This window comes from Pseudoxanthomonas broegbernensis (assembly GCF_014202435.1).
In the GTDB taxonomy this organism is placed as follows: Bacteria; Pseudomonadota; Gammaproteobacteria; order Xanthomonadales; family Xanthomonadaceae; genus Pseudoxanthomonas; species Pseudoxanthomonas broegbernensis.
This window is the reverse complement of record NZ_JACHGU010000004.1, coordinates 207,501-220,741: the sequence shown is the minus strand read 5'-3', so window position 1 is coordinate 220,741 and position 13,241 is coordinate 207,501. Positions and strand designations below refer to the sequence as shown.

The following is a 13,241-nucleotide window of genomic DNA, read 5'->3' as shown; positions in this document are numbered from 1 at the left end:
CATGCCGCCCGCAGGCCCGCGCGGCGGCGGCGCGGGCGGGTGCCGTGGGGGGCTCAGCCCGTCTCGCCGCCGCGCCGCGGCGTGCGCTCCTCGCCCTCGCGCAAGGGCGCATGGCGGTAGGAGGCGTCCGGCTCGCCCTCGCGCACCGGCGACCACGACATCGGCCGGTTGCCGCCGATGGCGATCCAGCCCTGGGCCAGCGCGGCCTCCGGGTTCTGGCGGACGCTGTACAGGTCCACGCCGCGGCCCTCGGCCAGCCCCCACAGGCCCGCCCAGGCATTGCGGCCGGCGTGCTTGGCCACGTACAGCGCACGGTCGGCCAGGCCGACCGCTTCCTGCCAGCCGCCGTCCTGCGCGCCGGGGAAGAACGGGGACGACGCCACGCCCAGCGAGACCGTCACCTCGATGCCGTCCCCGGCCAGGGCATCGGCGCGCTGGATGCTCTCGCGCAGGTGCTCGGCCAGGGCGAAGGCGGCTTCCTGGCTGGTGTTCGCACGCACGACCAGGAACTCCTCGCCGCCCCAGCGGGCGACGATGTCGTCGTCGTCGCAGCATGCCCGCAGCACCGCCGCGATGCGGACCAGGATCTCGTCGCCGGCGACATGGCCTTGCTGGTCGTTGATCGCCTTGAACCGGTCCACGTCGACGAGCAGCACGGCGTTGCGGCGTTGGCCGCCGATTTCCAGGGCCTCGATGCGGCGGCCGGCCTCGCGCCGGTTGAGCAGGCCGGTCAGCGGATCGGTGGCGCCCGCCTCGATCAGGCGCCGCTGGCGGCGGCGCAGGCGCGCCAGGGCGATCCCGCCGGCCAGCACCAGCAGCGCCAGCACGGCCAGCAGGCTGTTGCGGACGAACTCGCGCCGGTTCCAGGCCAGGTCGTCCGCGATCCGCGCCGGCGCCTGCGCCCGCTCGCGCATCCGCGCCATCGGCGCGTCCATCTGCGCGGCCGCCGCCTCGCCGGCCAGTGCCTGCAGGCGCGCGCTGTACTCGGCGGCACGGGCGGAGTCGCCCAGCGCCTCGTGCACCTCGGCCATCTGGGTCAGTGCTTCGACCAGCAGCAGCGGCCCGCCGCCGCCCCGCTCGGCGATCTCCAGCACCTTGGCGGTGTCGGCCAGCGCCTGCCGCGGCTGCCCGGACTTCAGGTCCACCTTGGCCAGGTACAGCATGCTCGCCGTCTCGCCCATGCGGTCGCCCAGCCGGCGCTGGAGGGTCAGCGCCTCGCCGAGCCTGAGGCGGGCCTGGTCGTAGCGGCCGTTCTCCAGTTCCAGCAGGCCGCGGGTGCCGATGGCCCGCGAGCGCAGGCCGTCCGCGTTCGGCAGCGAGCGCAGGATGCGTTCGGCGCGCTCCACCTGCACCCGTGCCTCGTCCAGCTTGCGCCGCTCCAGCAGCGAGGCCGCGTAGCCCAGGTGGAGCCCGGCGTCCTGCGGCAGCGGCGGCCGCGCCACGCTCTGGACGATGGCGATGGCCTGCTGGAAGTAGGGCTCGGCCCCCGCCGGGTCGTGCAGCACGAAGGCATGGGTGTTGGCCAGGTTGACCAGCGCATTGAGGCGCACGGTGGGCGAGCCGAGGCGCTCGCCCAGGACCAGGGCCTCGTCGAGCCGGGCGGCCGCGCGCCGCGGCTGGCCCAGGAACTCGGATATGCGCGCGAGTTCCAGCAGGGCGTTGACCCGGGCGATGTCGCCCATCGCCGGGTCGTCGAGCGCGGCGGCCAGTTCCTCGGCCGTGGCCTGGGCGCCATCGCGCTGGCCGGAGAACATCTCCGACAGCATCCTGCACCCCAGCGCCGCCGCCCGTGTCGCCGGGTCCAGCGCGGGGCGGGCGAGCATGGATTCGGCCAGGGTCAGCGATTGCCGTGGCGCCCGCTCGACCAATTCGCGGCAGCGCTGCATCTCCATCATCTGCGGGCTCATCCCGGGCAGGGCCTGGGCCAGGGCGCCGCCGGCCAGGAACGGCCCGGACAGCAGAAGCAGGATTGCGGACATCGCGAGGCGCGCTTGCATGGGGATCCCCGGGAATGAGCCAACGGTGCAGCGTTGCGGCGCCAGGCAGGCGCCGCTGGAAACGTTATCTTCGCATCCCGGCCCGCCGTGCAGGCGCGGGGGGATGAGCGCCGTGGTTCCGTCAGGGTTCGATCGAGGTCTTTCGCGCATGCCAGCCAATCCCCGTTTTCGCCGTGCCGGCGCCCCGCCCCGGGCGGGCCTGAGCCGTGCGCCGGCCGTCGGCGCGCGGGCGGCCGATGCGATCGAGCGACGCAACGCGTCCACCCTGCGCATCGTGCTGGGGTTCATGGCCGTCTATCAGCCGCTGGTGCTGCTGGGCGCCTTCCAGGCACAGGCCGGCTACGTGCCGGCCCCGGCCGCGGTGGTCCTGTCGGCGGTCAACACGCTGGTGGTCGTGGCCTGCCTGCTGGCGGCGCGGCGCGGCCATTTCCGGTCGGCCGCATGGGTGTTCATCGCCACCACCCTGGGGATGCTGGCCTATTCGCACCTGCGCTGGGGCCTGAGCGTCCAGGTCGGCTCGCAGTTGACCCAGATCTGCCCGGTGCTGGTGGCGGGACTGCTGCTGGGCCATCGCGCGCTGTGGGCGTCGACGGCGGCCACGGCGCTGGTGATCGTGATGGGCGCGTGGTGGGAGGCGGCGCGGTTCTTCTTCGATCCGATCATGGGCCGGCAGGTTTTCGGCATGGCCCTGATCACCCTGATCGGCCTGCTCTCGATCGCGGTGATCCTGGACCGCACCGTCGCCGCGCAGCGCGAGAGCGCGATCGCGCTGCGCCGCCGCAACGACCGCCTGGCGCGCGTGCGCGACCTGCTGCAACTGGAAATGCAGGAGGGCGAGCGCTCGCGCGAGCAATTGGTGCACGCGCAGAAAATGGAGGTGGTGGGCCGCCTGGCCAGCGGCGTGGCGCACGACTTCAACCACCTGCTCAGCCTGGTGGTGGGCTACGCGCAGCGCGGGCAGCGCAGCGACGACCCCGAGCAGATGCGGCAAGCGCTGCTCGGCGCCGAAGCGGCCGCGCGCCGCGCCACCGCGGTCACGCGCAGGCTGCTGGATTTCAGCCGCCACGAGGCCACCCAGTTGACGGTGTTCGACGCCCGCCGGGCGCTGGCGGGGATGGAGTCCATGCTCCGCCAGTTGTTCCATCCGGGAGTGGTGCTGGAGCTGGAGGCGGGTGTGGCCGGGCAGGCGCCGCTGCCGGTGCGGTTCGACCGGGCGCAACTGGAACTGATCGTGCTCACCCTGGCCAGCAATGCCGACCAGGCCATGCCCGGCGGCGGCCGGTTCCGGCTGTCGCTGCACGAGGAACCGGCGGCGAAGGCGGCCGACGCGCACGGCTGGGTGCTGATCGAGGCCGCCGATACCGGCACCGGCATGGACGCGCGGACCCTGGCGCGCTGCTTCGAGCCGTTCTTCACCACCAAGCCGAGCGGCGTGGGCACCGGCCTGGGCCTGGCGGTGGCGCGCAACCTGGTGGAGGCTTCCGGCGGCGGGCTGGAGGCCGAGAGCGCGCCCGGCCGGGGCAGCACCTTCCGGATCCGGCTCCCGCGGTGCGCGGCCACCGGCTGAGCGGCCGCGACGGCGCGTGCCGGGCCGGACAAGGCGGCGCACCCGCTCCGATCACACATCCCGATGATGCCGGCGCCGTTGAGCGTGGCGTCGGCGGGCCGGCATGCGGATTCCCGGCGCGGGTGACGGCGCCGGAAAATCCGCCGTTGCGGTCAGGCCGACAGGTGCTCCACCGCCGCCACCGCGCGGAAGCGCTCGGCCAGGCGCCGGAGCAGGGCCAGGCGATTGGCGCGCAGGGCCGGGTCCTCGGCATTGACCATCACCTGGTCGAAGAACGCGTCCACCTGCGGGCGTACCCGGGCCAGCCGTTCCAGCACGCGCACGTAGTCGCGCTGGTGCAGTGCGGCGGCGGTGTCGTCCAGCGCCGCGGCCACCGCCTCGGCCAGGGCGCGCTCGGCCGGTTCGGCCAGCAGCGCGGCGTCTTCCATCGCCGGGATGGCGATGTCGGCCTTCTTCAGGATGTTGCCGATGCGCTTGTTGGCCGCGGCCAGCGCCTCGGCCTCCGGCAATGCGGCGAAGGTGCGCAGCGCGTCGATGCGGGTGTCGAAGTCGGCCAGCGAGGCCGGCTTGAGCTCGGCCACCGCATGGAAGTGCGCGGGCGGCACGCCCCTGTCGGCGTAGTAGCCGCGCAGGCGGTCGAGGATGAAGTCGTAGAGTTCCCCGACCTCGTCGGCGGTGGGGAAGCGGACCTGGATCTGGTCGGCGCCCAGCCCGCCGACCTGTCCCGAGTCCGCCCGGCCGTACATGCCGGCCAGGGTTTCCAGGAGCTTCATCCGTTCGACGAACTCGATCCTGGCCTTCACCGTCTCGATGGAGGCGTTCGCGCCCAGGCAGGCGTTGAAGACCAGCTTGCGGATGTCCAGGTCGTACCCGCTTTCGATCACCGTCCGCGCCAGGCCCAGCGCGTTGCGCCGCAGCGCGAACGGGTCCTTGTTGCCGGTCGGCTTCAGGCCCGCGGCGAAGCCGCTGGCCAGCGCGTCCAGCCGCTCGGCGATCGCCAGCACCTTGCCCAGCGGCGAGGCGGCGATGTCGTCGCCGGAGAAGCGCGGCCGGTAGGCCTCGTCGATCGCCAGCGCGATCGCCGCCGGCTCGCCGGCGGCCAGCGCGTAGTGGCGGCCGGCGATGCCCTGCAGTTCCGGGAACTCGTTGACCATGCGCGACTGCAGGTCGTTCTTGGCCAGCCCGGCGGCGCGGCGCGCCTGCGCCGGGTCGACCCCGGCCTGCGCGGCGACGGCTTGCGCCAGCGCGGCCACGCGCGCGACCTTGTCGGCGACGGTCCCCAGCTTGGCCTGGTAGGTGACGGTCTTCAGCCCCTCGCCCATCGAGGCCAGGCCCTGCTTGAGGTCCTCGTCGAAGAAGAAGCGCGCATCGGCGAAGCGCGGGCGGATCACCCGCTCGTAGCCCTTGCGCACCTCGGCCACGTCGCGCGACTGGATGTTGGCGATGCCGATGAAGCGCTCGGTCAGCCTGCCGGTCCCGTCCAGCACCGGGAAGAACTTCTGGTTGACCTCCATGGTCTCGATCAGCGCTTCCTGGGGCACGGCCAGGAAGTCGCGCTCGAAGCCGCACAGCACCGCCGCCGGCCATTCGGTCAGGCATACCACCTGTTCGAGGTTGTCGTCGGTGATCCGCGCGCCGCCGCCGGCCTGGCGCGCCGCCTGTTCGGCCTCGGCCACGATCCGGGCGCGGCGCTCGGCCGGGTCGACCAGCACGCGCGCCTCGCGCAGCGCATCGACATAGTCCTCCGGCCGGCCGATCGGTACCGGCCGGTCGTGCTCGAAGCGGTGGCCGCGGCTGGTCCGGCCGGACGCCACCCCCAGCACGGAGGCATCGACCACGTCCTCGCCCAGCAGCAGCACCAACCAGTGCACCGGGCGGGCGAAGGCGTAGTCGTGGCCGCCCCAGCGCATCGGCTTGGGAATCGGCATGCCGGCCAGCGCTTCCGCGACGATTTCCGGCAACAGGTCGGCGGTGCGCGCGCCCGGCGCCACCGCGCGGTGGACGAAGCGCTCGCCCTTGGCGTCGGTGATGCGCTCCAGCGCCGACCATGCGACCCCGGCCTTGGCCGCGAAGCCTTCCAGCGCGCGGGTCGGCCGGCCCTCGGCATCGAGGGCGGCGTTCACGTAGGGGCCGAGCGTTTCGCTGCGCTGCTCCGGCTGCACCGTGTCCACCGCCGGCAGCAGCACCGCCAGGCGGCGCGGGGTATGCAGCGGGCGCGCATCGCCGCGCTCGACGCCGATGCCGCGCTTGTCCAGCCCGGCGGCCACGCCGTCGAAGAAGGCCTGGGCCAGGCCTGGAAGCGCCTTGACCGGCAGCTCCTCGGTGCCCAGTTCGACCAGCAGGGATTTGCGTTCGCTCATTGCCGTACCTTGTCCTCGTGTTTCCCCGCTGCGGCGCGGGTGGGAGCGGACGCGGGTCCGCCGGCCCAGGCGCACCGGCTCCCGCGCATGGGAGCCGGCCGGATCATGCGTGGGCGCGCTTCAGGCCCGGGAAGCCCAGCTTCTCGCGCTGCGCGTGATAGGCCTCGGCCACCCCCTGGGCCAGCCGGCGCACGCGCAGGATGTAGCGCTGGCGCTCGGTGACGGAGATGGCGCGTCGCGCGTCGAGCAGGTTGAAGCTGTGGCTGGCCTTGCACACCTGCTCGTAGGCCGGCAGCGGCAGGCCGGCCTCGACCAGCTTCAGCGCCGCCGCCTCGCAGGCGTCGAAACGGTGGAACAGCTCGGCCACGTCGGCATGCTCGAAGTTGTACGTGCTCTGCTCCACCTCGTTCTGGTGGTAGACGTCGCCATAGGTGACCACGCCTTGCGGGCCGACGGTCCACACCAGGTCGTAGACGTTGTCCACGTTCTGCAGGTACATGCACAGGCGTTCCAGCCCGTAGGTGATCTCGCCCAGCACCGGCCTGCACTCCAGCCCGCCGGCCTGCTGGAAGTAGGTGAACTGGGTCACCTCCATGCCGTTGAGCCACACCTCCCAGCCCAGGCCCCAGGCGCCGAGGGTGGGCGATTCCCAGTTGTCCTCGACGAAGCGCAGGTCGTGCACCCGCGGATCGATGCCCAGCGCCTTCAACGAACCCAGGTATCGCTCCTGGATGTCGTCCGGGTTGGGCTTCATCACCACCTGGTACTGGTAGTAGCGCTGCAGGCGGTTGGGGTTGTCGCCGTAGCGGCCGTCGGTGGGCCGGCGGCTGGGCTGCACGTAGGCGGCGTTCCACGGCTCCGGGCCGAGCGCGCGCAGGAAGGTGGCCGGGTGGAAGGTGCCGGCGCCCACTTCCAGGTCCAGCGGCTGGATCAGCACGCAACCCTGCTCGGCCCAGTAGGCGTTGAGCGCCTGGATCAATCCCTGGAATGTCGGACCTGTCATCGGCATTTTTGCAGTGCGGAAAAGCGGGCTAGTATAGGACGCAGCCCCGCCCCATGCGGGTTTTCCGCCCTTTCGCAGGCCCAGTACCGCCCCGTGAACGCCGCCCGTCGCGCGCCCTTCCTGATCGTCGAGACCGGCCAGCCGGTGGACAGCCTCAAGCGCTACGGGCGTTTCCCGCACTGGATCCGGGTGGCCGCGGGGCTGTCGGCACGCGAGGTGGTGGAGGTCAATGCCGAGCGCGGGGAGCCGCTGCCGGTGGCGGACGGACTGGCCGGGGTGATCGTCACCGGCTCGGCCGCCTTCGTCACCGACCGCGCCGAGTGGAGCGAATCCACCGCCGGCTGGCTGCGCGAGGCGGCGCAGTCGGGCATGCCGCTGCTGGGCATCTGCTACGGCCACCAGTTGCTGGCCCACGCCCTGGGCGGCCAGGTGGACTACAACCCGGCCGGGCGCGAGTCGGGGACGGTGTTCATCGACCTGCACCCGCCGGCGTTCGAGGACCCGTTGTTCGCAGCCATGCCTTCGCGCTTCGCCGCCCATGCCACCCACCTGCAGACCGTGCTGCGGCCGCCGCAGGGCGCCACGGTGCTGGCCCGCTCCGAGCAGGACCAGTGCCACGCCTTCCGCTGGGGCGCCAACGCCTGGGGCATGCAGTTCCACCCGGAATTCGCCACCCACCACATGCGCGGCTACGTCAACGCCCGCGCCGACTGCCTGCGCCGGCACGGCCGCTGCCCGCGCACGGTCGCCCGCGAAGTCAGCGCCGCACCCCAGGCCCGCCAGTTGCTGCGCCGGTTCGTCCAGCACGCCCGCGGCACCGCCGGGCGTCCGGGCCCGGCGTGAACGCCGCCGCCGGGCGCCCGGATCGCCGATAATCGCCGGGCGCCGGCTCCCGCCGCACGCACCCCACCCCTCGATCCGCACCACCCGCGCCTCTCCACGGCGCACCATCGGAACCGGAATGGACACGATTCGCAGGCTGCCGGCCTCGGCCGGCGCGGAATGGCTGCTGGGCGGCTTCGCCCTGTTGCGGCGGGCGCCGCTGGCGCTGGGCACGCTTGGCGCGCTGTGGGGCGTGCTCGGCGCGCTGGTGCTGGCCTTCGCCCTGGCGGTGCCGGCGCTGGCCGCCGGCCTGCAGTTGCTGCTGGCGCTGGCCGGGCCGCTGCTGTTCGCCGGCCTGGTCTGGGCCGTGCGCGAGGTGGCGCAGGAGCGGCCGGCGCAGCCCGGCCATTTGCTGCAGGGCCTGCGCCCCGACTGCGCGCCGCGGCTGCTGGCCACCCTGCTGCCGCAATTGGCCGCCGGCCTGGTCCTGGGCGTGCTGCTGCTGGTGATGGTCGGGCCGCAGCACCTGCAGGAGCTGTACGCGGCCAGCGAGGAGCTCAATGCCCTGGCCCGTTCCGGTGCCCAGCCCACGCCCGAGCAGGTCCAGGCCCTGGTCGCCGGCCTCCCGGCCGGCCGCATCCTGCTGTGGCTGCTGCTGGGCGTGTCGGCCGCGGTGCTGGTGGCCATGACCGTGTTCGTGTCGGTGCCGCGGATCGTGTTCGACGGCCGCGGCGGGCTGGCGGCGATGGGCGACAGCCTGCGCGCGTGCATGCTCAACCTGCCCGCCATGCTGGTGTTCTTCCTGCTGGCCTGGATCGCGCTGTTCGCGATCTATTTCGCGGTGCTGCTGGTGATGCTCGTGGTGCAGGCGCTGGTCGGGCCGGTACTGGCCGCGTGGCTGGCGCAGTTGCTGCTGATGGCGGCGGTGATGCCGCTGCTGGCCGGGGCGGTGCTGACCGCGTGGGGCCAGTTGTTTCCGCCCTCGGCAGCGGCGTCGCCACCGGCGCCCGATGCGGCCAGCGGCCGCATCGAGGCCTGAGGGGTCGCGTACTTTCCCTTGGTTGGCGACGGCCGGCGGTTCGCTTTGCCATGCGGGGCGTCTGCCCGGCCGCGTCGCGCCGCCGAAGGTTCCAGCCCCGGCGCCTCCCGATTTTCCGCACGGGCGTGACAGGCCGGGCGCGGCACTCAGAGTGCCGTCGGGCGGGCCGGCGCAGGCTTCACCGGCCGCGCCGGTCGATCAGCTTCGCCGCCAGGATGCCGGCTTCGTACAGCAGGCACATCGGGATCGCCAGCAGCAATTGCGAGATCACGTCCGGCGGCGTGATCACCGCGGCCAGGACGAAGATGCCGACGATCGCGTAGCCGCGGCCGGCCTGCAGTTGCTGCGGCGTCACCCAGCCCAGCAGCACCAGGATCACCAGTGCCACCGGCAGCTCGAAGCTGGCGCCGAAGGCCAGGAAGATCACCAGCACGAAATCCAGGTAGGCGTTGATGTCGGTCATGATTGCCACGCCATCGGGCTTGATCGCGGCCAGGAAGGCGAACACCGAGGGCAGCACCACGAAGAAGGCGAACGCGCAGCCGGTGTAGAACAGCGCCACCGCCGAGACCAGCAGCGGCACCGCCAGCCGCTTCTCCCGCCGGTACAGGCCCGGCGCGACGAACGCCCAGGCCTGGTACAGCAGCCATGGCGCCGAGAGCAGCAAGGCGGCGAAGAAGGCGAGCTTGATCGGGGTGAAGAACGGCGAGGCCACCTCCACCGCGATCAACTGGCCCCCGGCCGGCAGCTTGTCCAGCAGCGGTGCGGCCAGCCAGGCGTAGAGGCGGTTGGCGAACGGCAGCAGCGCCAGCAGCGCCAGCACCAGCCCGGCCAGCGCCCGCATCAGCCGCGAGCGCAGCTCCAGCAGGTGCTCCATCAGGCTGCTTTCGGCGTCCGGGTCAGGGCTGGCGCGGTTCATCGCCTTCCTCGCCTTCCGCGCGCTGCGCCGGCACATCCTCTTCCGCCGGTGCCGGCGGGGCAGCGTCCTCGACCTGGCGGCGCAGGGTTTCCAGCCCCTGGCGGGCGCCTTCGGCGTCTTCGCTCAGCCGGGCCTGCGCCTGGCGCAATGCGGCCTGCGTTTCCTGCAGGCTGCGCTTGAGTTCGTCCGCCTGCAGTTCGCGCTCCAGTTCGGCCTTGACCGAATACCACTGCGCGCGCGCGCGCCGCACCCACAGCCCGGCAAAGCGCGCCGCCTTGGGCAGCCGCTCAGGGCCCAGGACCACGAGGGCGACCACCGCGATCAGCAGCAGTTCGCCGAAGCCGATGTCGAACATCCGCGCGCTGCCGCCGACGGATCAGTGCTGGGAGCGGTCGCGCTCGGACTCGTTCTGCGACGACTCGGCGCTGCGCTCGTCGCCGAGCTGGCCGGCCGGCTTCTCCGGGTCGCGCATGCCGTCCTTGAAGCCCTTCACCGCCTCGCCCAGGTCGCGGCCGGCGTTGCGCAGCCGCTTGGTGCCGAAGACCAGCAGCACGATGACCAGCACGACGATCCAATGCCAGGCGCTACCGAAACCCATGATCCATCTCCTGGCCGTGACGGGAAAACGAAACCGCGCATGTCCTGCGCCGGCCGTCGCGGTCCCGTTACCGCGCTTCGTTAAGTCAAGTTGCCAATGCGACGGCGGGCGGCAGCGAGGGCGATGGGCCGTGCCCGGTGCCGAAGCCGCCGGTGGTGTCCATGCCGGCCTGGGCGCCATCGGCGGTCGTCCGGCGACAAGGTACAGCATAGCGCAGGCCGGTGGCCGGCCGGGTCAGGCCCGATCAGGGCAGGGGCTCGCTGTGCACGGTGTCGTCCACCGGCTCGAAGCCGCGGGTCGGTGCCGGGCCGACGGCCGGCTCGGCCGTCGCCGGTACTGGTGCCGGGGTCGCCGCGCCCTGGGCCGTAGCGACCGGCGGTTGCGTCGCCGGCTCCCGGGCGGCGGTACCGCCGCCGCGGGCCAGGCGCGCGCTGTACGTCGCCTCCTCGAGCTGGTCGCGGAACGCCACCGTCGCTGCGCTGGGCGCGTTCTGGGCGCGGCCCTCGAACACCATTCGCGGAGTGGTGCGAGACCCGTACACGGCCGCCTGCGCATCGCGGTCGATCTGCAGCACCGCCCCGTCCAGGGCCACGCCGGCGAACAGGCCGCGCGCGCGCGACCACGACCAGATCTCGGCCTTGAGCTGGCCATCGGTGGCGGCGGCGGCATTACGCCCCACCGGCCCGGCGGCCACGCTGGCGTCCGCGCCCAGGGTGAACTTGCCGTTGACGATGTTGTCCAGGCTCCGGTCGTTGCGGAACACCAGCACCACGTCGGAGGACTGCAGGCCGACCTGGAAGCCGATGCTGGCGCCGGTGAGCTTCACGAACACCGGGTTGGACCAGGTGCCGTCCTGGCCCTTGACCGACATCAGGCCATGGCCGCGGCGGCCGCCCAGCACCAGGCCGGCCTTGATGGTGTCGGGGATCACCACGATCCCGCGCGCCTCGTCCAGCAGCTTGTCCGGGATGGCCTGCTCGGGGATCTGCTGGATCTCGGTCAGCACCCGCAGCGCGTTGCGGGCGCGATCGTCCTCTTCTGGACCGGCCACGGCATGCCCGGCGACGCACAGCAGGGCCAGCGGCAGCAGGAGTTTCGACAGGCGCGACATCGACATGCTTTGGGCTCCGGACGGTTGACCAAGGATTAAGGGCGAGCGATGCCTCCGAACTTAGGCGCGGGGCAATGAATCGGGCCTGAGGCCGCGCCGCGCCGGCCGCCGGCGCGACCGGCGCATCGGGTCTGTCAGAATGGCGCCATGCATGAAATCGCCGATACCGCGCTGGTCGCGGTCAACCTGGGAACGCCCGAGGCGCCGACCGCGCCGGCCGTCCGCCGCTACCTGGCCGAGTTCCTCGGCGACCCGCGCGTGGTGTCGATCCCGCCCCTGCTGTGGAAGCCGTTGCTGCACGGCCTGATCCTCCCGCTGCGCGGTCCGCGCTCGGCGGCCAACTACGCCAAGGTGTGGATGGAGGAAGGCTCGCCGCTGCTGGTGCATACCCTGCGGCTGGCGTCGGCCCTGCAATCCCGCCTGCCCGACTGGCGGGTGCTGCCGGCCATGCGCTATGGCCAGCCTGCCCTGCGCGCGACCCTGCGCGAATTGCGCGCCTCGGGCGTGCGCCGGCTGGTGGTCCTGCCGCTGTACCCGCAGTACTCCACCACCACCACCGCCTCGGTGGCCGACCTGGTGGCCGAGGAAACCGGAGGCATGGACGTCACCCTGATCGAGGACTACTCCACCGATGCCGGCTGGGTGGGTGCGGTGGCCGATTCGGTCGCCCGGTTCCGCGATGCGCACGGCGAGGGCGACCACCTGCTGTTCTCCTTCCACGGCCTGCCGCAGCGCGTGGCCGACGCCGGCGACCCGTACCCGCAGCGATGCCAGGGCAGCGCCGGCGCGGTGGCGGCGGCGCTGGGGCTGGAGCCGGCGCGATGGTCGCTGTCCTATCAGTCGCGCTTCGGCCGCGAGCGCTGGCTCGAGCCGGCCACCCAGGACGAGCTCGACCGCCTGGCCGATGCCGGCGTACGCCGACTCGACGTGGTCTGCCCCGGCTTCGCGGTCGACTGCATCGAGACCCTGGAGGAAGTGGCGCTGGGCCTGGCCGAGCGCTTCGCCGCCAGGGGCGGGAGCCTTCGCTACATTCCCTGCCTCAACGACGCGGACGGGCATGCCGACGCACTGGCGCGCCTTGCCCGCTGCGCCGCCGGCAGCGGCAAGTGCGGCCCGGACGCGCGGTAGCGGGCAGTACCCGCAGGGGGCATCCGGCGGTGCATAACCTGCGTTGCACGCTACGCCGACGCCCGATGGCGTCGACATTCCGGCCTGCAACCGACAGGATGCCGGGTATTCATTCCCGAAGGAGCCTCGGGGCATGGCCCTGTATCCGTTGTTCGCCGACCTCGAAGGGCGCGACGTCCTGGTGGTGGGGGGCGGCGAGGTCGCCGCGCGCAAGATCGCGGCCCTGCTCAAGGCCGGTGCCCGGGTGCGGCTGCATGCCCGCGCCATCCTTCACCCGGACGTGGCCGCCGCGCTGGCCGCCGGCCGCATCGACCGCCTGGGCGGCGACTTCGATCCCGCCTGGCTGGAGATGGTCTGGCTGGTGGTCGCGGCCACCGACGACACCGCATTCAATGCCGCCCTGGCTGTCGAAGCGGGCACGCGCAGGCGCCTGATCAACGTCGTCGACGATGCCGCCCTGTCCACCTTTCAGGTGCCGGCAGTCGTGGACCGGTCCCCGCTGGTGATCGCCATCTCTTCGGGCGGCGTAGCGCCGATGCTGGCGCGGCGCGTGCGCGAGCAGATGGAAACGTTGCTGGATCCGGCCCTGGGCCCGCTGGCGGCCCTGTTCGGACGCTATCGCCAGCGGATCAGGCAGGCACTGCCCGATATGGGGCTGCGCCGGCGCTGGTTCGAACGCCTGCTCGATGGCCGGCTC

11 protein-coding genes and 1 pseudogene (1 of these 12 only partly in view) are annotated in these 13,241 nt (G+C 72.7%); 5 read left to right on the top strand and 7 right to left on the bottom strand.

Annotation, left to right across the window (positions count from 1 at the left end; genetic code table 11):
• Window positions 1-53 precede the first annotated feature (53 nt).
• Complete coding sequence (locus HNR76_RS10155) at window positions 54-1,979, bottom strand: GGDEF domain-containing protein (RefSeq protein WP_162310542.1); 1,926 nt, start codon at window positions 1,977-1,979, stop codon at window positions 54-56.
• 166 nt (window positions 1,980-2,145) lie between these two features.
• Here HNR76_RS10155 and HNR76_RS10150 point away from each other — a divergent pair, with 166 nt between their 5' ends.
• A complete protein-coding gene (locus HNR76_RS10150; protein ID WP_162310543.1) occupies window positions 2,146-3,564 on the top strand; it encodes a sensor histidine kinase in 1,419 nt (472 codons plus the stop codon).
• Between the two features lie 152 nt (window positions 3,565-3,716).
• Here the strand turns inward: HNR76_RS10150 and glyS are convergent, their stop codons facing one another.
• Both glyS and glyQ read right to left on the bottom strand, forming a co-directional pair.
• Window positions 3,717-5,924 (bottom strand): glycine--tRNA ligase subunit beta, encoded by a 2,208-nt coding sequence (glyS, locus tag HNR76_RS10145; RefSeq protein WP_162310544.1) that lies wholly within the window; start codon window positions 5,922-5,924, stop codon window positions 3,717-3,719.
• 103 nt (window positions 5,925-6,027) lie between these two features.
• Window positions 6,028-6,927, bottom strand: coding sequence for a glycine--tRNA ligase subunit alpha (gene glyQ / locus HNR76_RS10140; RefSeq protein ID WP_425501771.1), 900 nt, complete (start codon window positions 6,925-6,927; stop codon window positions 6,028-6,030).
• 93 nt (window positions 6,928-7,020) lie between these two features.
• Between glyQ and HNR76_RS10135 the strand changes: the two genes are divergently transcribed.
• Window positions 7,021-7,770, top strand: a complete 750-nt coding sequence (locus tag HNR76_RS10135) for a glutamine amidotransferase (protein WP_162310546.1) — start codon at window positions 7,021-7,023, stop codon at window positions 7,768-7,770.
• 118 nt (window positions 7,771-7,888) lie between these two features.
• The gene (locus HNR76_RS10130) at window positions 7,889-8,788 is read left to right on the top strand and encodes a BPSS1780 family membrane protein (protein WP_162310547.1); all 900 of its coding nucleotides are present in this window, start codon (window positions 7,889-7,891) and stop codon (window positions 8,786-8,788) included.
• 178 nt (window positions 8,789-8,966) lie between these two features.
• On the opposite strand, the gene tatC is transcribed toward HNR76_RS10130, so the two are convergent.
• From tatC to HNR76_RS10110, 4 genes and pseudogenes are all read right to left on the bottom strand, one after another.
• Window positions 8,967-9,707, bottom strand: a complete 741-nt coding sequence (gene tatC, locus HNR76_RS10125) for a twin-arginine translocase subunit TatC (protein ID WP_162310548.1) — start codon at window positions 9,705-9,707, stop codon at window positions 8,967-8,969.
• A 70-nt stretch (window positions 9,708-9,777) separates the two neighbouring features.
• Window positions 9,778-10,062: pseudogene (gene tatB / locus HNR76_RS15440) on the bottom strand (Sec-independent protein translocase protein TatB); the annotation flags it as partial.
• Between the two features lie 21 nt (window positions 10,063-10,083).
• Complete coding sequence (gene tatA, locus HNR76_RS10115; protein WP_162310550.1) at window positions 10,084-10,305, bottom strand: Sec-independent protein translocase subunit TatA; 222 nt, start codon at window positions 10,303-10,305, stop codon at window positions 10,084-10,086.
• A 244-nt stretch (window positions 10,306-10,549) separates the two neighbouring features.
• Window positions 10,550-11,416, bottom strand: coding sequence for a lipid-binding SYLF domain-containing protein (locus tag HNR76_RS10110; RefSeq protein ID WP_162310673.1), 867 nt, complete (start codon window positions 11,414-11,416; stop codon window positions 10,550-10,552).
• Between the two features lie 147 nt (window positions 11,417-11,563).
• On the opposite strand from HNR76_RS10110, the gene hemH reads away from it, so the two are divergent.
• Together hemH and HNR76_RS10100 are read left to right on the top strand one after the other, a co-directional pair.
• The gene (hemH, locus tag HNR76_RS10105) at window positions 11,564-12,544 is read left to right on the top strand and encodes a ferrochelatase (RefSeq protein WP_162310551.1); all 981 of its coding nucleotides are present in this window, start codon (window positions 11,564-11,566) and stop codon (window positions 12,542-12,544) included.
• A gap of 133 nt (window positions 12,545-12,677) precedes the next feature.
• Window positions 12,678-13,241, top strand: partial view of a siroheme synthase gene (locus tag HNR76_RS10100; protein WP_162310552.1) — the 5' portion only. The gene runs 429 nt beyond the window's last position; the window shows 564 of its 993 coding nt (coding positions 1-564); the start codon lies at window positions 12,678-12,680; the stop codon falls past the right edge of the window.